This is a genomic window from Cyclobacteriaceae bacterium, assembly GCA_013141055.1.
Taxonomy (GTDB): domain Bacteria; phylum Bacteroidota; class Bacteroidia; order Cytophagales; family Cyclobacteriaceae; genus ELB16-189.
In genome coordinates, this window is record JABFRS010000001.1 from 635,724 (window position 1) to 658,513 (window position 22,790).

Sequence of the window (22,790 nt, forward strand, 5' to 3'; positions counted from 1 at the left end):
ATGAGAAAGATTTTTACCGTCATTTCATTGTTGATGTTGGGTTCTTGTCTGTCGGAAGATGGAGCGAGTCCGGGCAATGCAAGCACATTTGTACGCTACTATAATGGTGGCAATAATGACACTGCACAGGCGATGGAAGAAACTCCTGACAAGGGTTTTATCATTCTGGCAACTACCCGGATTCAGAAATCCGAAGCAGAAATTCCAAACTTTAAAATCAAACTAATTAAGACGGACGCAGCAGGAAATCCTGTTTGGCAGTCGATTTTCCCACCCATTGACGTCAAGGATAAAAATTATACAGCATCCAGTCTACAAATTATGGCCGATGGCGGTTACGTCATTACAGGAGAAGATATTCAGCAGAACGGCACAAGCAAACTCCTCGTCATGAAAGTCAATCAAACCGGCGCCCTGGACGGAACTGTAGCATCACTTACTCCGCTGGGTAGCGGAAAAGCTGTAGCCGTAAATTCTGCCGGTAATTTCCTCGTTTTGAGCTCAACCGGAACAGATTCTATGAGACTTGCAGAGGTTGATAAAGGTAATTTTGCTGCTGTAAAGTGGAGCAAGACCTACTCAGCCGGCTCTACCAGCCTGGCTACAAGACTTTTTATTGATGAATCAGGTAAGGCATTGTGGTCTGGTGTTGCAACTAAAAGTGGTCTCACTGGAATCCGAATGGTAAAGACTGCCCCTAACGCAGAAAATACTGACTTTGATTTATTGATTAGTGTTCCTGGATTCAGCGAGGTAGCCAAAGATTTTTGTCGCTTCGGAATCAACTACGCAATGACTGGATCAACCAATCAAAAGGCGGGTCTTGCAACTGCAGGAGGTGATACAGATATTTTATTTAAGCAGGTGGCTACTGATGGAACGGTGATCGCCACTAAATCTTTTCCATTTGATAACGATACACAAAACGACGTTGGTAATTCTATCAGCGCTACACGCGATGGTGGATTAGTCATCTTGTCTTCTGTTAACTCACTTGCTATTTCAGGTCGTGCAGATAGAGATACAGATTATTTCCTCATTCGTATCAACGCCTTTGGTGATAAGATCTGGACCAGTGGCTTTGGCAGCCGATATAAAGATGATGGTGTTACAGTTCGCCAAACCAGCGATGGTGGATATGCGGTACTGGGCACCACTACTCAAGGTCAGTTGAAAATTATTACACTTACTAAGACCGACGTTAACGGAAAAATTGAATAACAAGCCTGCTGTTTACCCGGCGGATATTTTATAGGATACTATTTTTTAAAACAGAAACTGAAAATTTGATTTTTTTTTAATCAATACAACAAGTAGTTGGAGATATGGAAAACATGCAATCATTACGTTTAATCAATAAAGAAATGTCACCCAATCAAGCTAACCCTTCACGGTTCTTTACTGTAAAACGGTCTTATAATTTTCTCAAATATTCTTTAACATTTTTACTGCTGTCGGCAGGGATCATTGAAGCGGTCTCCCAGCATGTTGTTACTTCTGCTGCCATTACGGCATCAGGTAATTTTACTGTGCCTGCAGGGATTACCAATGTCACCGTAGAATGCTGGGGTGGTGGTGGTGGTGGTGGTGGTGTGAATGGTAGTGGTAGTGAAAATCGTGGTGGTGGTGGTGGTGGCGGTGGTGGCTACACTAAAACAACTAACGTAGTGGTAGCACCCGGAAATGTTGGTGTTACTATTGGAGATGGTGGAACGGTAGGCAGTAATGCAAGCGGAGGTAATGGTGGAACCACTACTTTCAGTTCTGCAATCCCTGTTAGCGCGGATGGTGGTGGTGGCGGCGTGAGAGGAACTAGCGGAGCTTCTAGTGGAGCAGGTGGTACCAGGGGAGTTGGTGTTACTTTTAATGGTGGCTTTGGTCTTACAGCCCCGGGAACTGCAACTAATGCAACAGCTGGTGGTGGTGGTGGTGGAAGTGCAACAGCATTAGCAGTTGGAAATCCTACTTCAGCAAGTGCATCTAGCACTGGTGGAACGGGGGAAGGAAATGGTGCTAATGGAAATACTGGAGGAGGTAATGGATCTACTGGGAATGCACCGGGTGGTGGTGGTTCTGGCGGTTATTCCGATACAAATACGGATCGTAGCGGGGGTGTTGGTGCGAAAGGTCAGGTCATCGTAACCTATACACAACCTACCGGAGCTATAACGTATGATGATCCAGATGCATTAGTGAAAGTGGGTCAGTCTTTATTGATCACTGCAACGTTTAGTGAAGCCATTAAGGATGCGCCTCCTGCAATGCAGATCAGCTTGTCAGGTGCTAACACGCTTGCTCTTACTAACATGAATAAGATAAGTTCTACCGTGTATACTTACACACATACTGTAGGTGCAGGAAGCGGAGCCGTGAATATCACTTTTGGTACTGGTCAAAGTCAGGCAGGAAATATTGTTTTTGGAACTCCTTCTTCCGGTGGATCTTTTACCATTGATAGTACTCTTCCTACCGTATCAGCGCACAGCGTATCAAACATAACTACCAATAGCTTTGATTTTAATATCACAGTCAGCAATGAAGCTGCAACAACATATTATGAAGTAACCAGTAGTGCTTCTGCACCCACTGCTGCTCAAATCAAGGCAGGCACTGGTACAGGACATCTTTCTCTTGGAAATTTTCCGGTAGCAATGAATGTGAGCACTCCGGTAACCATCGGAAGTCTTACACCTGGCACCTACTACATCTATAGTGTGTCAGAAGATATAGTTACAAATCAATCAACTCCAGTAACGAGTGACATGGCGGTCATTACCTGCGTAGCTCCAACCATGCAGGCGGCAACCGCAGCAACTCCTTTCCCAGCTGCGCAGCTTAAAAGCAACTCACTCAAATACGACTGGACTAATGGAGACGGAACAGGTGGCGTGATCGTCATCGCGCGACAGGGTTCCGCAGTCTCATTTGCTCCGGTAAGTGGCAATGCATATGCAGGACAGATCAATAGCGACTTCAGCTTAGCAGCCAATCAGGGAAGTGGTAATAAAATTGTCTATCGCGGTAACGCAGCAACTGTTACACTATCCAATTTGACGGCAAGCACTGCTTATCACTTTGCGGTTTATGCATATAACACAGCCAGTGATTGTTACATGCTCACCTCACCCCTTGTTCAGAACGTGAGTACCATTGCCATTGCAAATGAAGCAACCATCTCCACTGGAGGCGGAACCGCTACGATTGCATCTACTATTATTACACAAGGTGCAGAAGCTAACATCTTCACATTCCAGATAGCGGATGCCGGAGCGGATGGTGTGCCAACCAGAATTTCTCAAATGGTCTTTAAGCCAGGGGCAGGAAACTTCTTTGGCAATTTCACTCATCTGATCGCTGGAGCGGAATTATATGATAACATACCAAATGGTCCGGCTGGAACTGTAACCATTGCTGCGGGAACAATAACCATTGCCACTATTCCTAATGCTGCAGGACAATTAGGAGAAGTCCCTGATGGTGGATCTAAGACCTATACTTTAAAGATCTGGTTAAATGCCCCATTAAATACTGCCATACGCGCTACTGCAGATAATAAAAATCTGGTCTTATCCCTTATTCATACAGACGTTACTACGGCTGGAACAGGAAGTGGAATGGTTTCTTCAAATGCTAACTCAGGATCATCCAATGGAGCAATTGATGTAACACCAACAAGGCTCGTGTTTGTACAACAACCTTCCAACTCAACGGTGGGTGTTGCCATGACACCTGCTGTTACTGTTGAAGCTGCAGATCTTCAGGGTACCCGTGATTTAAATACCACTTCATCTATTGGTATCACTTCTACAGGAACATTAAGCAGCAGTCCTCAAAACGCGACATTTGTTGCTGGATTAGGAACTTACTCAGGCATCATTCTTACTGCCCCTGGAACGGGTCTTACATTAACAACCAATTCAGGAACATTATCGAACCCCACCAGTTCGACATTCAGTGCTTCTCTTTCAAATCTTTCGAACATAATCGAAGATGCCGGCTTCACATATACATCGAATGTACTATACGATACTTATCAGGAAGGTGTTAATCTGACTCCTGCCAACAGTTTCCTCGCAGCAGGATTTACTATTCAGGATCTTGACGGTGCAGGTGGTGACGTTGTTGGTACTACTTTATCAACTCTTACGCTTGATCTTGGATCTAACTTCAATTTTATTAGAAGAATTGCGATTTATGATGCAACTGGAACAACTGAAATTGGAACAGAACAAACTGTATCCTCTGCAACAGTATTGTTCTCAGGTTTAAACGCCTTAGCTACGACGGATGGTGGCACCTTAGGCTTTACGATTCGCGTAAGCTTTAAGACTACTGTAACAGATAATCAACAATTCTCTTTCCTTATTACAGGAGCAACGACAGCAGCAGGTTCTTCTCAATTTGCGGCGGGTAATGCCAGCGGAGCGTCCTCCTCTACTTCTGGAAACAGAAATCGCATTGAAATAAACGCTTCAAAATTCCTGTTCATTACACAACCTTCGACCACAGATGTCAATGTAGTGATGTCCCCATCTCCTACCATGCAGGCTGTTGACGGTTTGAACAACCGTGATTTGGATTTCGTATCCTCTGTAGATTTATATTCTACCGGAACACTTGCTTCATCTCCGCAGAGTGCAACATTCGTAGCAGGTGTGGGTACCTATACAAATATTGTGCATAGCGCAGCGGGTGGAAACCTTGAACTTTTCACTATTTCAGGATTCACGGAAGCATTGAGTTCATTCTTCCAGATCAACGCAGCGTCTTCTACCATTACAGCTCAGCTTCCTCCAACATTCTTCTACCCAACCTTTATTCAATACGAAAATTTTCAAGAACCTACCGATTTGACAACCGGAAACAGTATAGTGGTTGCAAGATTTGATGTCAGAGATGGTGGTGGTTCAGCGGATGGTGACTTGTTCCCGACTACACTTACAAGTCTTACGCTTGACTTAGGGGCTAATTTTGGATATATCAGAAGGATTGCGCTTTACAATGGAGCTGCTGAAGTAAGCGGAACTGATCAGAACGTTTCATCATCAACCGTTGTCTTTTCAGGATTATCATTGGTCGCTCCGGATGATGGGACGTTTGTTCTCACGGTGCGCGTTAGCTTTACTGCGAATGTATTAGATCATGGTCAGTTCTCTCTTCATGTACAGGCAGCCTCAGCTCAGAATACCGGTTCGAAATTCAGCAGCGCGGCTGGTGGTGGTGCTGGAACCACAACACCAACCGGAAGCAGCGAAAATACCATTGACGTAAATGCGAATAGGTTTAGAATTGTTCAGCAACCACCAGCTTCCGTTTTGTTGGGAGTTGCTATGTCACCATCCATAACAGTAGAAGCTGCTGATGTTTTAAACAACCGGGATGTAGACTGGGCGACTGGTATTGTAAGTCTCCTTTCTACAGGAAGCCTTGCCTCAGCGCAATCTGCAACGTTCAGTGGTTTAGGAGTTGCAACCTTCCCAAATGTTATCCATAATAACACAGGAACAGGATTGCAGTTATCTACTTCCAATATTTATGCAATGCCTAATACTTCAAGTAATCTATTTGCAGTAAACGTTTCCAACCTTTCAACAATCATTGAGAACACAAGTTTTGTCTATCCACAGAACATCTTGTATGCAGGCATACAGGAAGCGGTTGATTTGACTTCTGCTAATAGTGCTCTTGTAGCCAGGTTTGATATAGTAGACGGCCCTGATGCTGACGGTGCTGCCACAACTCTTACAGGTGTAACACTTGACCTGGGTTCGAATTTTACTGCGATCAGAAGAATTGCTCTTTATAATTCAGCTGGAACAGTAGAGCTTGCTGAACAAGCCGTTTCTCTTCAAACAGTAAACTTTACAGGACTCTCCATCACCACATTGGATGGTGGTGCAGCCAATTCATTTACTGTAAGGGTTAGCTTCAGAACAACTGTAACGGATAATTCACAATTAACCTTTACCATTAGCAATGCCACAGTAGCTACTCTTACCTCTTCGCAGTTTATTAATGCAAGTGCAGGTTCGGCTGTTACTTCTACCGCTTCAGATAACAACCGAATAGAAGTTAATGCGACACGTCTTGCATTTACCACAAATCCCGGCACTCCTTTATTGCCCAATATTGATATTGAGGATCAATCACCAGTGCCAGTGATCAAAGCCCTTGATGCCAATGGTAATACAGATGGCGATTATGTTACCAATGTTACATTAGCATCTGCAGTAACGATCAGTCCATCGAATACATTAACAGTTGATAACCCTTCACCTAACGGGGGTGTTTATACATTCCCAGTGAATCCTCCCGCCCCTGCGTCATTCCGATATACGCAGACGGGTACTGGAACTCTTACCGCGACATCCGGAGCATTGACATCTACTTCTAGCTCATTTGTTAGCGTGCAAGCAGGTCTTGCTACTTCCATCACGAATGGTGTTGCTGCTCCTGCAACGATCTCATCACTTACAACGCTCCCTGGTTCACAAGCCACAGTTTTCAATTTCAACATTAATGATGATCCAATTGGAACTGCTGTTGCCAATAATGACGGTTTACCAACACTGATCAATGCACTTTACATTACCCAGTTTGGAGGTTCCAATACCATTACTAATTGGGCTGATGCGATCGCTGGCGCAACTCTTCAAGATGGTCTTGGACATTCGATTGCTTCAACTTCGATTACGAGTTCTTATATAGAATTTTTAGGTATCCCAACGGCTATCAATACCCTTGGTTATGTTCCTGATAATGGAACCCAGGCCTATACGCTGAAGATACACCTGAAAGCACCAATGACAGGAACTCTTCCACCTTCAGTTGATGGGTTAAGATTTGGCTTTGAAGTAATATATTATAACATAGTCCTAAGTGCCAATAGCACTGGAATACTGTCACAACAAGTCAATTCAGGTACCAATAATACTGTGGATGTAGTTGCAACCAAATTGAATTACATCTCCCCTACCGGTCCTACTTCAGCCAGCCTGAATACTAATTATCCTAACGTTTCCATTGAAGCAACTGATGTGAATGGCAATCGTGATTTGAATTACATTCAACCAGTAAGGTATTTTGTTGCAGGCTCCGGCGTTTCAACAATCAATGGTCCTGTAGTCAACACCACACCATTTATTTCTGGTGTACTGGATCTGGCGACTAACTTTCAATTCACTTCGGGTGTAAATGCACAGGATGTATCGCTTCATGTTCGCGCAGGTGCAGGTCCAGGCACAACGTGCGGTGTAAATGGAATCATTTGTGCCACTGGAGATGTGTCGCCAACCATTACATTACTTTCTTCCTTTGAGTCGTCGATCATTGGTGATCCGACATTCACTCCTAATTCAACACTTAACTATATTAACTTCCAGACATCAGACATTCAGAACACAACAACTAGTCTTGAAATTTCAAGAATGCTTCTGGTTGACGGTAGTAAGGTCCTGGCCCCATACTTTGCTTCAGTTGTATCCACTGGAACAAATAATGACGGACAGCCTAATTCTGACGTCGATGGTGCCGCTACCGCGCTTACGTCTATAACGATACGAGTTACAAATCCTTCTAATCTCAGGAGGATTGCATTGTATAGTAATGGCGTTGAACTTTCGGAGCAGAATGTTACAGCAATTGGTGCTATCACCGATGCAACAGCATTCTATGATTTTGTTTTCACCGGAAGTCCTTTACTGGTAGCCCCTGACAATTCAATTGTTCCATTGAGCATTCGCGTAAGTTTCCGTGATGAAACCCCAAGTGCAACTGCCGTAAGAGATCACGATCCTATTAACGTAAGAATTATGGATGCTGTGCTCAGCAATGGCTCTTCATTCTATCCTAATCCACCTGATGTGAATTATATAGCAGGGGTTTTTGGAGGTTATCAGGCGGCGGCTGGTACTGTAAACGTTATTGCAACTCAGCTTGATTTCATAACTCAACCTCCCGCTTATGCAGGAGTGAGTCAGCCGGTAGCGGCTGGAGTTGTTCATGCGCGTGACGTAAACGGATTACTTGATCTGGATTACAATGCGCCCGCTTTCATGGGAGCTGGTTCTGTTGGAATTAGCGGAACCTTTAATGTTGTAAATGGGATTCTTAACCTTAGCACCCTTCAATATCAAAATGCAGGATTAGGAACATTGACTGCCAGTTCAGGAGCACTTACTCCTGGGGTATCAAGTGCTGTAGAAGTTCTGGACGTAACCACCCTCATTGCCACAGGTGGAGTTATCACTTCTACCAACCTCGTAGGAAATTCAACAGACAAAGTGATTTTCGGATTTACTTTTAATGTTCCTTATACTGCTGGTACTGAACCAAAGCTGAATGGATTTACGATTTCATTCAATAATCCAGTGAGTACACCAATTACCAGCGTATTCAGTGATTTCAGAATTTATGAATCCACTTCAACTTCTTTCAGCACAGCAACAGCTCAGAATGTTGAGGGTACCATTGGTGCAACTGTAACCTCGCCAGCGCCATTCCAGTCTATTCAGGTAGTCTTCCCAACTCCTAGAGACATCGCCACACAGTCTTTGACTTATTTCCTTGAAGTGGATATTGATCCTACAGCAAGCGGAAGCACTCCAACCATTCAGCCATCGATTGTCGATGGTGGGTTTGGTTCTGGATCTGATACCAATATTATTACAAGCAATGGGTCGGCTACATCTTCTACCTTCGGACAGTCTTATACTTTTGCTTCTATCTTCCCTCCGATCCTGACAAATTCAAATCCTGCTAAAGCGCAGCTCAACGTAAACATTAATCAGAGCAGCATTGATTTGTATTTCAGCGTGCCGGTTTGGACACTCGATGGCTATGTGAAATTATATAATTATGCTACCGGGGCTTTCATCGCTGATTGTCCTCTGATCTTACCATTGGGTAAATATGATAATGGCGGTGGCCCCGGAAGCGGACCTACGGCAAATCCTATCAGATTCCAGATTCCACCAGCTGTATTGCCGTTGGCGTACAATACTTTCTATTATATAACAATACCAACAGGAAATTTCTCAGCACTAACAGGTATCATGGATGCTGCGAACAATGTGTTCCAGGGATTTTCAAATCCAGGATCCTTGTATTTCAGAACTACCACACAAACACCTCCGGTACTTCTGAATGCTAACTCACCAACCCCTGTGCCCAATCCAACAATTGGTGGTGCTTCGTTGTCAGGCGCATTGATCTCTGCTACTTTCGATCAGAAGGGAACAGCATTCTTTATGGTTGTTAATTCAGGGAATCCTCAACCCACTAATGACATGATTAATGGTACAGATCTTTCATACACGGGTACCGTTCGATCAAGAGGTAGTTTTGCCATCACTCAGACAAACCCTATCTCTCAAACGGGAGTTATCACTCCGACAGGGGGATCATGGCCAGCAGGAAATTATGATGTCTGGATGTATGCCCAAAATGATGGATTACCTACACCATACGCGACAGCAGCACCTTATGGTTCGTCTTCATTCAATTTCCTTGTCGTTGGAACGACCCCACCACTGCCCTTAGTAGGTCCGGTAACAGGCCCAACATTAACTTTCACTGCTGCAGCGGTGACAACGGTTACATTAAACAAACCTGATATAAAGGTTTGTAATAATAGCTATCAGGTGCTCAACGTTCCTTTAACTATTACTGAGGGAACGGCCACACAGTTTTATGCGGGTACCACTCTGCAAACGATGAACATCGTATTGCCAGCAGGTTTCCAGTTTGATGTTTCTAAAACAGGATCTGTTCCGACCTATGGAACATTACAACTGATTGGGTCTGACTTCCAGGCAGGAAGCGGAACACTTGATTTCTTTGGAAATAGTATTCTTACCGTGAGTTATATCAACAGGAATTTCACCAGTCGTGACAGGATCGTTATATCGGGCCTACGTGTAATTGCTACAAGTTCATCCAGTGGTTCATTCAGAAGACTTGGAGGAAATGCGCTGACATCCTTTATTCCTGATGGTACCACAATGGGTACGCTTACTTCATCAGATGCAGTTGCGGTTGGATTCACAAACAGCTATCATAAATCCCTGGCGTCTCCACCTGCAAATACGGTGACTTCGATTCCAGATAATTTTAACAGTCCATCATTGGCAGTTCAATTAACACCTACAACATCTTCAGGTGGTGATCTGTTTGCAGCCGGTGATTTCGGACCAAGTACCTTTATCGGTCAGGGTGTAAGTGTAACAACACTTAATCTCGGGTCGGTTACAAAAGATGCTCCGTTCAATATCACTATCAGTCATACCGACAACAATGGATGTATTTCCAATAATCCGGTTCAGTATACAGTTTATGATCATACAACGGGTATTAATATTTCGAATGCTGCCCCAGCGATTCCACCTGGTGCACTTCCTCCTCCTCCACCTGCCATTACGTTGATCAAGAGTCCGTTCTGCGTAGATGGAAGCATTCGACACGTTGTTGTAAATAACGTTGCAGGATATTATATGAGAGATCCGGCAGTAGCTGCTAATAATCTAAGAGCTGATCTGCCACAAAGTGTTATCGACAATCCTGGAACACAGGTAATAAGTGGTACTGACTGGCAAAATCTTATCAAGACCTTACCAGTACCTCATCCATTTGTTGTTGGATCTACTACTTTCTACAACTATACCTTTGATGATGCTACTATTCTTAACGCACATACAATCAATTCTGCGATTCCAGATCCAACACTCGTATTCAGAAAAGGCCCGACTGCTCAGGGAAATTTCTATAACGATGGTGGATTATTAGGTTCTGTTGAATTCACTGGTACCTATCAAAGCACTACAAACTCAACAGTTGTATTCCCTCGTAAGCAGCTCGTGGAGTTCTTTATCGCACCAGCACCACTTGTTGAAGTAGATCGTATAAATGAATCCAAACCTTCTTCTGTTCAGCCAGTCCCAATCTATTGTGAAGCGGGTGGAATTGTGAAGTTCAACGGTTTCCCTGCTGCGCTTGCAGGAACATCTGTTGGAACCTTCAGTGCCGTTGATGCTGTGAGTGGCGTTCCAATTACAGGAGGTGGATTTATTGATAACTCAAACGGAACAGCAACACTGGATCCTTCCTTGAGCAAAAATGGTTATGCCAATATCAGAGTCGTTTACAACTACAAACTAAACATATCTCCTTGTTCAGGTACATCCAGCATTACAATCAGGATTGCACCAAATCCAGTAGGTAATTTTGTGAAGTTTGTTACAAACACAGCAGATCCTCAAACTCCAAATCCAACCTCTTTCTGCGTTGGAAAGCAAATTACTTTTGATGCAGCAAACGGAGCATTACCGTTCCGCTCGACCATCAGCAGTGGAGTTATTGATAGTGTTAAATGGGATTTCGGTGATATCACTTCTGGTACCAACAGACAGAGGATTGCTTTTGGACCTGCCAGTGCACTGAATTATACCTACAATACTTTCGGTCCTAAAGCTGTAACCATGTCGGTGCTATCTTCCTTGGGTTGCGCATCTACACCTGTTACTCAGATTTTTGGAGTAGGTGGCATACCAGTTGTTAAATTCAAAATGGATGGGGTTTCAACAAATGATGTTTTCCGATTCAATAGTAATGAGACTTCAACTGCTTTCGGGGCTTCCTCTCCATTTACTCCAGTAGGAAATCTTCCGGCGGATGATACTGATATTGTGGGACTCGCTTCCGATGTCATTGCCAAATACGATTGGGATTTTGGAGATGCCTCTCCTATTGTCTCAAGAACAGGTTTAGCAAATGACGCCGCATATAATGCGAATGTTGTTACACACACTTATTCATCTATTGGTCGTAAGGATATCAACCTTACCGTCACATCTCTCATTGGCTGTGTTAATAGTCTTGCACTTCAAAATTCATATCGTTCAATCGTAGTTTTACCAAGACAATCATTGGTGGTAGTGCCTCCGGCAACCACTGGCGTATTGGTGGAAGATTTTGAAGGACCTTCTGGCCAACAATGGCAAGTGTGGGGAACTGGAACAACCATACCATTAATGAAGCAAGGCCTGAGTTCAGCAACCTGGGAATATGGACCATACTATAGTGGCATTGCAGTACCAGATGATACAGATATCAGCAAAGTGAATATCTGGAAAACAAACCTAACAGGTCCACTGACTACTTTGCCAGATGGTATTACACAGGTAAGGACTTATAAAGCAGGTGAAAAATCTGCGCTTTACTCACCAAGCTTTGATCTTTCAAGTTTGACCAGATCTATGATCTCTTTTAACAGCGTTGTTCAAACTGAGCAAAGTGATGGAGTTGTTTTGGAATACTCTACGGATGATCTCAATATCGCAGATCCCAATAAGAAATGGTGGGCTTTAGGTCAAATCGATGATGGGGAAGATTGGTTTACAGATCAGGGTATTGCAGGAAGACCTGGAACTCAGGGGTCGAATGATTTCGGATGGAGTGGTCCTGAAATTAAAAAATGGCAGGCACCGAAGCACGTTCTGGATGCAATTTTTAAGGATCCTGTTACAAATGCATCAATCATTCCTAACAAAACTGTCTTCAGATGGGCAATTGGAAGTGCTGCTTCAGGAATTGGAGTTCAGGGATTTGCACTCGACAATGTTCGTATCGGGGACAGAACCCGTACAATTCTATTGGAGAGCTTTACCAGTGCTAGTAATAGTAATCCAACTGCTGAAGAAAAAATACAGAATGGAAAGATTGCCGATTTTATCAGCACAAGCATTGGAACAGAAGTAGTAAAGATTAACTATCACTTAGGATTCCCGGCAAAGGATCCATTCAATGAAGATAATCCTGGTGATCCAAGCTCCAGAGCATTATTATATAATATCACCGCTACTCCAAAATCATTATTGGATGGAGAAAAGGATGATCTGGATCGCAAATTTGAAGATTGGGTTCCAAACTTATATCAAAAGAGAACTCTTCAACTTGCACAAGCGGATGTGGAAATCACCACTTCAACATTGGCGGATAATCAAATTCAGATTGATGCGAAGATCACTGCTACCGTATTAACTGGTATTCCTGCCAGCACGATACTTCATGTAGCAATTCTTGAGCAAACTGTACCTGCCGCTTCATTGAGCTCAACTCAGCAAGCAATGATCAAGAGTGGGGAAACAAGCTTTGAATATGTTATGAAAAGAATGCTTCCATCCGCAGCGGGTACGCGCTTTGGAACACCTCTTCCTAACACCGTAGCTCGAACATTCTCTTTCGTCTGGACACCTGAGCTAAAGAAGCTTTATGCTCCTACTGGTGATCTAGCCATCGCGGTATTCCTGCAACAAGAGGAAAGGCCTCATGAAATATATCAGGTTGAGATTAAGAGGAATCTCTCTGAACCAGCAGTGGTCACTGGATTAGAACCTGCATTTGCTGAGAAGATTACCTTCTTCCCTGTTCCTGCAAATCATGAATTGAACATCCTGCTTCCGGGAGTACTCGCACAAGATGCACCTCTTCAAATGATTGACCAGATGGGTAAGGTGATTCAGCTGTCTTCCATACCAGGTGGCTCAAGTCAGAAAGTGATTAATACAAGTGATCTGGCTGCAGGAGTTTACATTCTTCAGATTGAAGTTGGTAAAGAAAACTTCGTCAGAAAGAAGGTCATGGTAATTCATTAAGAGAGTTTAGCTTTAATAAGAGAAGGCTGTCTGAAAAGGCAGCCTTTTTTATGTTATGAAAGTTACTTCTTCAGCTATATCCTGCAGAACACCCGGTATATATGAGATTTTCCCTCATTTATTCAGCATCCAAACCCGCTCTGCTTCTTGGTGGAATGTTTGATTATACCTCTTAAAACAACTTTTGACTGACTAATCTCTTATAAACATTTAGCTGTTAATTTTGGTCGTTATTGAGTTCTCAAAAAAGGCCTTTTTACTAATGAAAAGGGCCTTTTTTATTTACGTGTAGCGGTTTTGTTTGTTCAGTCCTTTCGCTAATTTGATGCTGCTTTAATTAACCCCTACCTCTCTTTCGCATGGAAATATTTCTAAATGCTGATGCCTGGCTGGCGCTTCTTACTCTTTGCTTTCTTGAAATAGTCCTCGGAATTGATAACATTATTTTTATCTCCATTGTCTCAAACAAGCTCCCTGAAGAACTGAGACAACGCGCACGAAACATTGGTTTAGCATTAGCCATGATCGTTCGTATTTGCTTCCTCCTTGGAATTACCTGGATCATCGGATTTACAGAACCATTGTTTACAGTTCCTGCTAATTTTCTTTTTGATCATGATGTTGCCGTTAGCGGTCGTGATCTTATCCTGGGCTTCGGTGGATTATTCCTCATCGCCAAAAGCACCATGGAGATCAACCATGAAATGGAAGGCAGTGATGACGATGATGATGAATCAAGCATCGCTAAGAAAGCCAGCATTACGTTATCAGGCACCATTGTTCAGATCATCCTCTTGGATATCATATTTTCATTTGACTCAATTCTTACGGCGGTCGGTATTGTGGATCGCGATAAGGTCATTATCATGATCATTGCTGTGATCGTATCCATCATCGTTATGATGTTCTTCAGTGGAACGATTAGCCGATTTATTCAGCAGCACCCCTCCATGGAAGTTCTCGCCCTCGGGTTCCTGATCCTAATCGGATTCATGTTATTCTTGGAAGCTTTGCACTACGTTATTCCGAAAGGATACATCTATTTCGCTGTCGCCTTCTCAATGCTCATCGAGCTCACCAATATCCGAGTCCGGAAAAAGCGAAAAACGAAACCCGTCAAGCTCAATAAGCCCTTCAGTGAAGATGAAATGAAAGAGGCTATGAAAGAACTTGAGAAATAAATAGTATCAGAACTTATCGTATTATCCTTTTCCGGATAACCAAACACAAAATATCATGACTGCTATCGATCCACGATATCCTATTGGGAAATTTGAACCCAAAGAATCTTACTCAATGGAAGATGTTTCTAAAAATATTGATCGTATCGCCTCCCTCCCAGCAAAATTGGAGAATGCCGTTCGTGGATTAAATGATGCACAGCTTGACACCCCTTATCGTGATGGTGGATGGACCGTTCGGCAAGTCGTACATCATGTAGCCGACAGTCATATGAATGCTTACATACGCTATAAATGGACTCTAACAGAAGATAATCCCGTGATCAAAGCATACTTTGAAAAAGAATGGGCCGTTACACCAGAAACCTCCGCTCCCATTGCACTTTCTCTTCCGCTAATCCATTCCCTTCATTCAAAATGGATTGTTTTATTGAAGGGTCTCAAGAAAGAAGATCTTAGAAAAGAATTTACTCATCCCGAAACAAAAAAGCAGGTACCTCTTGATCGCCTGACCGCTACATATGCCTGGCACGGTGAACATCATCTTGCGCATATCACCTCCCTGAAAGAGAAAATGGGCTGGTAGAATTATTAGCAGAAGTTTATTGAGGTAGGCTGTTCTCTTCAATAGTATATTTGCGAAATGTCTCCTTACAGCCCGCCTTCTATACTTTTCAACCGGCACATTGAGACGATCTATCCATCCGTTGCCAGGAAGGTTACCCTGCAAAATCCTGAACGTGAACGAATTACAACGCCCGACGACGACTTTCTGGATTTAGACTGGTTTCGCAGTGGTTCAAATCGCTGTGTTATTATTAGTCATGGACTGGAAGGAAATTCCTCAAGAGCATACGTAACCGGAATGGCAAAAGCATTTCTTTCAAACGGGTACGATGTCCTGGCCTGGAATTTCAGAGGGTGTAGTGGCGAGATCAACAAACAATTGAGATTTTATCATAGTGGCGCAACGGATGATCTCGGTACTGTTGTGAATCATGTCTCCAAATTTTATAACGAGGTATTTCTCATTGGATTTAGTCTTGGGGGTAACGTCACTCTTAAATATCTGGGAGAATCAAAAGTAAATTCAGCTGTCAAAAGGTCTGCCACTTTTTCCGTACCCATCGATCTTCATAAAAGTTGCCTTGAGATATCAAAACCTCATAACTGGATTTATTCTGAGAGATTTCTCAGGAATTTAAAAGCAAAAGTCAGAGCTAAAGCTGCCGTGAGGAAAGATTTAGACACCAGTATGCTGAATAAAGTTCAAAATTTAAAGGAGTTCGATGATCACTTTACCGGTCCCCTTCATGGTTTTACAGATGCGATTGATTATTACACTCAGTGCAGTTCGATACATTTCCTTAAGAATATTCAGGTTCCTACTCTCATGGTCAATTCTCTCAATGATCCATTCCTGAGCGAAGAGTGTTTCCCAAAGGAAAATTTCCAAAACTTAAAATGTGAATTTCCGGATCGCGGAGGACATGTCGGATTCGCCTTGTTCAATCAGAATGGACTATATTGGTCAGAGCTTAGGGCTTTGTCGTTTATCGATAAATCAATTTGATGTGATCTGATTATGTTTATCCGATATTCACTTACTGGATCCCGCACGGAGATTGCGAACCGATTTTCAGTTGATATCCCAGAGGCGTATCAGCCAAAATATAACGCAGCCCCAACGCATTTACTGCCTGTGATCACCCAGGATAGTCAGGAAGGTGTTTCTTTCTTCTATTGGGGTGCACCGCCCTCCTGGGCCAACAAGAAGCCTCTGGGAGAAAAGATTATTAACTCCCGTCTCGATTTGGTTGCGGAGAAATCTGTGTTGCTTAAAAAGCTAAGAGAAAAACGATGCCTGATTCCTGCTGATGGATTCTATGAATGGAAAAGAGCCGGTAAAAAGACAAGCATTCCTTACCGCTTTACTCTGAAAGATAAAGACATGTTCGCCATCGCAGGACTTTGGGAAGAATATGATGACGAAAAGGGTGAGATGCATCATACTTTCACGGTGATTACAACTGAAGCTAATTCATTTGTCACCCCTGTTACCGATCGGATGCCAGTCATAGTTAGTCCGGAAATAGGTAAGATGTGGCTGCAATCTGCAAATGAGGATGAGCTTCTTTCAATACTAAAAACTCCCACACCTCCTCTTGATTTTTATTCAGTTTCGCCGTCCGTGAATTTTCCGGAAAGAAATGATCGGTTAATAATTATGCCTGCGCCGGCATCTGATCAATTCGGAAATCTTACATTATTCGATTAATCAGAACCCTTCTCCTTCTTCCTTTTTCTTGGGATCTGGCTTCTTCTGTACGGGAGCTTCCGGTGTTTTGTCTTTCTTGCCAAACAACCCTCCTTTTTTCTTAGGTTTCGGCTCGGGGTTATTAACGTCTGTCACTTTTGCCTTGGAATCAGTAGAGGTAGAATCTGTCTTTTCCTTCTTCTTAAAAATATTTTTCAGACTTTTAAAGAAGCCTACTTTTTCCTTCTTAACCGTTCCGGCTGAAGTTGCAGCTTTCTTCTTTTCAGAATTATTTTCCATCGAGGCCCGGACATCCGGTAGCACGAGCATTTCGCGGAAGTACCACATATAAAGGTCCTGGTCCAGATTGAATTTCTCTTTCGTTTTAGTGATGGCATACGTGCTATCCCCTGGAGCCGTATCCCCTTCCGTTATGCCAGTGCTATCTGATTCGTCGCGCTCTGCCATAAGCATGCTATCATCCTTATTCGTCTTTAGCGAATCAGGGATTTTCGGATAGATCGGCTTCATTTCTACAGTTTGCATCTTCCTGTATTTCTTACGATAAGACTCAGGAACGGCGATCAGGTATTTACTCTTGCTGGCGGTTAATATTTTTGGCGTAGAGTCTTCCTTAAAGTAGCTGAACTTCTGACGGAGTGCATCTTTATCATAGATGAAAGAACTCTGATAAGCAGGGCAAGCCAGACGCTGAGTGCAAGCGCTAAGCATAGAAACCAATACAACTACGACAAGAAATGCCCTGGTCATGGGTAGATTAAGGTGCAATCAACAAAATTAAGGAATTAACCCCAACTAATCCTAAATATTGACTATAAGTAACCAATATAAAGTATTGATATTCAGAGTATTTAGCTATTAAGTGTTAATTTTTGGCTTTTAGTCAATTTTTGGACTACCAAAGCATATGAATTATCAATTAGCTCTTTGAGCAACTTTTCAGGAACAGAGCCGCCCATAAGTACAGTAACCCAGTGCTTTTTATTCATGTGATAGGCAGCCTGAATAGAATCGTATTTATCTCTAAGCTCTGCCCCTGCTTCAGGTTCTACTTTCAAGTTAATCCCTTCAAACTTCTCAACATCGGTCAGCGCAAACATCTTGCCCATCACCTTAAACACCAGCGTGTTGCTGTCAAAGGGAAACTCTTCTGTTACTCCTTTCTTTCTAATGCAATACTCCCTGAATGATTCGATGTTCACCTAAAAGAAACGTTTGGCCACCAGATAAATTACAGCCAGCAGGAAAATGGCAATCGATATTTTATTAATTCCATGCATGATCCTGATATTAACATTCTGCGGACGGTTGGGATCTTTCTTTCGAAAGAAATAACCTCCAACCTCCCCAAGGGAAATAAAATCCCGGAGACCGCTTTTCTTTTTCTTAAGACCCTGATCCTGTTCGTTTTCCATGGCTACACTTTCTCTGTTAACTCAATCCAATTTCCGTCCTCCTGTATCAATCCAATCAATGCATCTACGGCCTGTGCTGCCGGAACATTTCTTCTCACCACATCTCTACTTCGATACAAAGTAATTCTTCCAGGCCCGGAACCGACGTATCCATAATCTGCATCAGCCATTTCTCCCGGACCATTCACAATACAACCCATAATAGCGATCTTAATCCCTTTCAGATGATTCGTCCTCGACCTGATCTTTGCCGTTGTCTCCTGTAAATCAAATAAAGTCCGACCGCATGAAGGGCACGAAATGTATTCCGTCTTGGATATTCTGGTACGTGTTGCCTGAAGTATATTAAAGGCGGTTTCATTGACTATTTTATCTGGACCACAATTCTCAGCGGCGATAAATACACCGTCACCAAGGCCATCCATGAGTAATCCCCCGATATCAGTTGCTGAATAAAGCTGAAGCTTTTCTGAAGTCAGGCCACCATATGCCCTGCCAATTACTACCGGAACCTGGCACTCTTTTTCCATGAGTTCGACAAACAGTCTTCGCTGTTCTGCATAACCATGCTTATTGTAGGTATCGATCAGGAGAACAGCCGTCTTATCGGATTTCAATTTAGCGATCAATGGTTCTGACAAATCTTTAAGGCATGCATAAATAAAATTGACCTTATCTGATACTTCAACTCCCTCCAGATAATCGACTGATTTAATAAAGGGATAGCTTCTCTTCTGATTTTTATGTTTTAACCATTCAGTATGGATATAAATCAATCCTAGCGTTCCGGGAATTTCAAAATCAACGGACTTATCACCCAGGAAAATATAATCACAAGCTACATCAGTGATGTTCCATTTGTCCAACGGAACAGAATAATGATATCCCAATGCATAAAGGGAAGCCTGAGTAATCTTCTCTTTCATGGAAAAATCTGCTACCACCCTTGGCACCTGATGTCCACCAATATTTCCAACCTCTGTGGTCAGTCTTCTTTTATATTCAAATGGATTAATGGGATAATGCTTTATCTCCGGGATAGGGTCATGTGGAAGTCTCTCTTTATAGCGATCTGCCAATTCAATGCATACCGGAACTTCAGCTTCAGGTTCTTCCGTAAGGGAAACACGAATGGTATCTCCCAGTCCGTCCTCCAGAAGCGTACCAATTCCTACAGATGATTTGATTCTTCCATCCTCACCATCACCAGCCTCGGTAACTCCCAAATGAAGCGGATATGGTTGAAATCCTTCTTCGTCAAGCTTCTGAACCAGCAATCGATACGCCTGGATCATGACCTGAGGATTACTAGCCTTCATGGAAAGCACTATCTCATGATACTTGAGGTCTTCACATATTCTCAGAAATTCAAGAGCCGATTCCACCATTCCAAGAGGCGTATCTCCATAGCGGCTCATAATTCTGTCAGAAAGGGAACCATGGTTGGTTCCTATCCTCATGGCCGTCCCATACTCCTTGCAGATCTTTACAAGAGGGGTGAATTTCTCCCGAATGCGATCCAGTTCTGCTTCATAACCAGAATCGGTATAATCGATCTCCTCAAACTTCTTCTTGTCAGCATAATTTCCTGGATTAACCCGAACCTTTTCAACAATTCGAGCCGCCAGCTCTGCTGCGTTTGGAGTAAAATGAATATCTGCAATCAAAGGAACATTATAACCTCTGGCCCGAAGTTCCTTTTTGATTTCAGCAAGGTTCTGAGCTTCCTTAATACTAGGAGCAGTAATACGAACATATTCACATCCAGCTTCAACCATCCGTATTGTTTGCTCCACCGATCCTTTAGTATCCATTGTATCAATGGTTGTCATTGATTGGATACGGATAGGATTAGTACCTCCCATTGGGATGCCTCCAATATTCACTTCTCTCGTTTTTCTCCGGGAGTAGCTTATAAGACTATTACAATATTGACGTATTTGAGAGATGGGTGTTTCCACGCTAATTCAGTTACACAAAGTTAACCTTTACCGAATTAAAAAGTTCAAAGGAAGAGGGCAATGGAGGCTAAATATCTCCCAATTGAGGACGGATCAGGATCTCCTCAACAACAGTCCTTTCTGAAAGGGACCACGCTCCGTATACGGCCTCTGCAACGTCTTCTGGCTTGATAAATCGCTCGTCTGGCAAGTTAACCCCATCCCAACTGGATGTCCTTGTAGCACCTGGCAAAACCGCCGTTACACGGATTCCTGATTCCTTCAACTCCTCCCGAAGGACCTTTGTAAATCCAAGCAATGCAAATTTAGAAATGGCATAAGAACCTCCGTTTGGGTAGGCTTTGATGCTGGCAATAGAGCATATGGTAAAAATATGACCACTCTTCCTGCTCTTCATGGCTGGTACGAGTTCCCGCGTTGTATAATAAGCGCTGTACACATTGGCATTTATCATACTTTCAAGAGCACCTTCCTTTTCATCGATCACAGAACCCGGAAGGAAAAACCCTGCATTATTAATCAGCACATCCACTGGCAACCCCAATCCCAAAACAAAGGAGGTGAATCCCTTCACTTCGCTTTTTACGGACATGTCGGCTTTGAAAGTATGAGCCTTAATTGAGTAGGTATTTTCGAGATACGATTGAAGGGCAGTCAGCTCCATGGAATTTCTGGAACAGGTAACAATATCAAATTTCTGAGAGGCAAATTTCTCGATGATAGCCTTGCCGATACCCTTCGTTCCACCGGTGATGACCATCACTTTCCTCATGATTTTTATTTTATCTTTAGGGCAAGTTAAATGTTTTCATGAAGGGATTTGGTCAGTACATGATTTTTTTGGGAACACTGGTTGTTCGGCGGGAATCATTTAAAACGTATTACAGGCTTATCATTGAAGAATCCGTCCAGATCGGCGTAAAATCAATTTCCCTGGTGGCATTGGTAGCATTTTTCATAGGTGCTGTGACTACGGTGCAGACTGCCTACAATATGATAAGTCCACTGATTCCGAAGTACATTATCGCTCAGGTAGTAAGAGAAATGACGGTGCTTGAGCTGGCCCCCACTATTATGGCGGTGATCTATGCCGGTAAAGTTGGCTCAAGCATGGCTGGGGGTCTTGGTACAATGAGAATTACAGAACAGATAGACGCATTGGAAGTTATGGGGATCAACTCTGCCTCCTATCTGGTCCTTCCAAAAATTGTTGCTTCGTTGCTGATGTATCCTGCGCTGGTGATCGTGGCAGGTGCCTGTGCATTATTCGGGGGCTATATAGTAGGATCAGTTACGGATATAATAAGTCCAACTGATTTTGTGTATGGACTACGATTCTATTTCGATTCGTATGCCATAACTTTTGCTCTTATCAAAGCCTTCGTATTTGCGTTCCTGATCTCATCAATATCATCTTTTAAAGGCTACTATACTCAAGGAGGAGCGCTGGAGGTTGGAGTTGCTACGACGGCGGCTGTGACTTCAAGCATCATTGCAGTTCTATTGGCTGACTATTTACTGGCTCAATTACTTTACGTTCGGTAATGATAAAGATCAAAGACATTTCGAAATCTTTTGCCGGGAAAAACGTCCTCAGCGGTATTTCCGGTGAGTTTGATAAGGGGAAGACCAATCTTATCATCGGCTCCAGCGGAACGGGAAAAAGCGTACTCTTAAAATGCATTGTAGGACTGGTTAATCCAGATCAAGGCAATGTGTTTTATGATCTCAGAAATTTTACGGAGGCTGAGAAAGATATGAAAGCCGAGATCCGTCGCGAGATTGGAATGCTTTTCCAGGGCGGCGCCCTCTTCGATTCAAAGAATGTTGAGAAGAACGTTATGTTCCCATTGGACATTTTAACCAAAATGGAACATGCAGAAAAGCTTGACAGAGTAAATTTCTGCTTGAAACGTGTAGGATTGGAGAACGTCAATAAAAAAATGCCATCAGAGATTTCAGGAGGTATGAAAAAGAGGGTGGGAATAGCGCGCGCGATTGTTAACAATCCTAACTATCTTTTTTGCGATGAACCTAATTCGGGCCTGGATCCTCAAACTTCCATTGTGATTGATGACCTCATTCGCGAAATCACTCACGAGTTCAATATTACCACAGTGGTTGTAACCCATGATATGAATTCTGTGATGGGTATTGGAGAAAAGATCATGTTTCTTTATAAAGGCCAGAAGCTATGGGAAGGCTCCAGTCAGGAGATCATGCATTCTGGCGTGAAAGAGCTAGATAATTTCGTATTCTCAAATAAGGTTATGCAAGGATTGAAAGAAAGGCTTTAGAAGAAGCTG

The 22,790-nt window shown here is 43.0% G+C and carries 13 protein-coding genes; 8 read left to right on the forward strand and 5 right to left on the reverse strand.

Features of this window, described 5'->3' with window-relative positions; genetic code table 11:
* From HOP08_02810 to HOP08_02835, 6 genes are all read left to right on the forward strand, one after another.
* On the forward strand, nt 1-1,221 hold the full coding sequence (locus HOP08_02810; GenBank protein NOT73832.1) for a hypothetical protein: 1,221 nt from the start codon (nt 1-3) through the stop codon (nt 1,219-1,221).
* A gap of 143 nt (nt 1,222-1,364) precedes the next feature.
* On the forward strand, nt 1,365-13,649 hold the full coding sequence (locus HOP08_02815) for a T9SS type A sorting domain-containing protein (GenBank protein ID NOT73833.1): 12,285 nt from the start codon (nt 1,365-1,367) through the stop codon (nt 13,647-13,649).
* 359 nt (nt 13,650-14,008) lie between these two features.
* The gene (locus tag HOP08_02820; GenBank protein ID NOT73834.1) at nt 14,009-14,830 is read left to right on the forward strand and encodes a TerC family protein; all 822 of its coding nucleotides are present in this window, start codon (nt 14,009-14,011) and stop codon (nt 14,828-14,830) included.
* Nucleotides 14,831-14,885: 55 nt separating this feature from the next.
* Complete coding sequence (locus HOP08_02825; GenBank protein ID NOT73835.1) at nt 14,886-15,416, forward strand: putative metal-dependent hydrolase; 531 nt, start codon at nt 14,886-14,888, stop codon at nt 15,414-15,416.
* Nucleotides 15,417-15,473: 57 nt separating this feature from the next.
* The gene (locus HOP08_02830) at nt 15,474-16,403 is read left to right on the forward strand and encodes an alpha/beta fold hydrolase (protein NOT73836.1); all 930 of its coding nucleotides are present in this window, start codon (nt 15,474-15,476) and stop codon (nt 16,401-16,403) included.
* Nucleotides 16,404-16,415: 12 nt separating this feature from the next.
* Nucleotides 16,416-17,108: an SOS response-associated peptidase gene (locus HOP08_02835; protein NOT73837.1), complete on the forward strand. Its 693-nt coding sequence runs from the start codon at nt 16,416-16,418 to the stop codon at nt 17,106-17,108.
* Here HOP08_02835 and HOP08_02840 read toward each other — a convergent pair whose 3' ends face one another.
* The 5 genes from HOP08_02840 to HOP08_02860 form a co-directional block, all read right to left on the reverse strand.
* The gene (locus HOP08_02840) at nt 17,109-17,858 is read right to left on the reverse strand and encodes a hypothetical protein (GenBank protein ID NOT73838.1); all 750 of its coding nucleotides are present in this window, start codon (nt 17,856-17,858) and stop codon (nt 17,109-17,111) included.
* 101 nt (nt 17,859-17,959) lie between these two features.
* Nucleotides 17,960-18,310 (reverse strand): MmcQ/YjbR family DNA-binding protein, encoded by a 351-nt coding sequence (locus tag HOP08_02845; protein NOT73839.1) that lies wholly within the window; start codon nt 18,308-18,310, stop codon nt 17,960-17,962.
* The gene (locus tag HOP08_02850; GenBank protein NOT73840.1) at nt 18,311-18,523 is read right to left on the reverse strand and encodes a hypothetical protein; all 213 of its coding nucleotides are present in this window, start codon (nt 18,521-18,523) and stop codon (nt 18,311-18,313) included.
* A 2-nt stretch (nt 18,524-18,525) separates the two neighbouring features.
* On the reverse strand, nt 18,526-20,484 hold the full coding sequence (ispG, locus tag HOP08_02855; GenBank protein ID NOT73841.1) for a (E)-4-hydroxy-3-methylbut-2-enyl-diphosphate synthase: 1,959 nt from the start codon (nt 20,482-20,484) through the stop codon (nt 18,526-18,528).
* Between the two features lie 67 nt (nt 20,485-20,551).
* Complete coding sequence (locus tag HOP08_02860; GenBank protein NOT73842.1) at nt 20,552-21,256, reverse strand: SDR family oxidoreductase; 705 nt, start codon at nt 21,254-21,256, stop codon at nt 20,552-20,554.
* 38 nt (nt 21,257-21,294) lie between these two features.
* On the opposite strand from HOP08_02860, the gene HOP08_02865 reads away from it, so the two are divergent.
* Both HOP08_02865 and HOP08_02870 read left to right on the forward strand, forming a co-directional pair.
* Nucleotides 21,295-22,029, forward strand: coding sequence for an ABC transporter permease (locus HOP08_02865; protein NOT73843.1), 735 nt, complete (start codon nt 21,295-21,297; stop codon nt 22,027-22,029).
* Nucleotides 22,029-22,781, forward strand: coding sequence for an ATP-binding cassette domain-containing protein (locus HOP08_02870; protein ID NOT73844.1), 753 nt, complete (start codon nt 22,029-22,031; stop codon nt 22,779-22,781). Before HOP08_02865 ends, HOP08_02870 begins: the two co-directional genes overlap by 1 nt.
* The last annotated feature ends 9 nt before the right edge of the window (nt 22,782-22,790 follow it).

What these genes read in the sequence shown, in the direction of transcription:
- HOP08_02810 (NOT73832.1), top strand. Translation starts at nt 1, where the DNA reads ATGAGAAAGATTTTTACCGTCATTTCATTGTTGATGTTGGGTTCTTGT.
- HOP08_02815 (NOT73833.1), top strand. Translation starts at nt 1,365, where the DNA reads ATGTCACCCAATCAAGCTAACCCTTCACGGTTCTTTACTGTAAAACGG.
- HOP08_02820 (NOT73834.1), top strand. Translation starts at nt 14,009, where the DNA reads ATGGAAATATTTCTAAATGCTGATGCCTGGCTGGCGCTTCTTACTCTT.
- HOP08_02825 (NOT73835.1), top strand. Translation starts at nt 14,886, where the DNA reads ATGACTGCTATCGATCCACGATATCCTATTGGGAAATTTGAACCCAAA.
- HOP08_02830 (NOT73836.1), top strand. Translation starts at nt 15,474, where the DNA reads ATGTCTCCTTACAGCCCGCCTTCTATACTTTTCAACCGGCACATTGAG.
- HOP08_02835 (NOT73837.1), top strand. Translation starts at nt 16,416, where the DNA reads ATGTTTATCCGATATTCACTTACTGGATCCCGCACGGAGATTGCGAAC.
- HOP08_02840 (NOT73838.1), bottom strand. Translation starts at nt 17,858, where the DNA reads ATGACCAGGGCATTTCTTGTCGTAGTTGTATTGGTTTCTATGCTTAGC.
- HOP08_02850 (NOT73840.1), bottom strand. Translation starts at nt 18,523, where the DNA reads ATGGAAAACGAACAGGATCAGGGTCTTAAGAAAAAGAAAAGCGGTCTC.
- HOP08_02860 (NOT73842.1), bottom strand. Translation starts at nt 21,256, where the DNA reads ATGAGGAAAGTGATGGTCATCACCGGTGGAACGAAGGGTATCGGCAAG.
- HOP08_02865 (NOT73843.1), top strand. Translation starts at nt 21,295, where the DNA reads ATGAAGGGATTTGGTCAGTACATGATTTTTTTGGGAACACTGGTTGTT.
- HOP08_02870 (NOT73844.1), top strand. Translation starts at nt 22,029, where the DNA reads ATGATAAAGATCAAAGACATTTCGAAATCTTTTGCCGGGAAAAACGTC.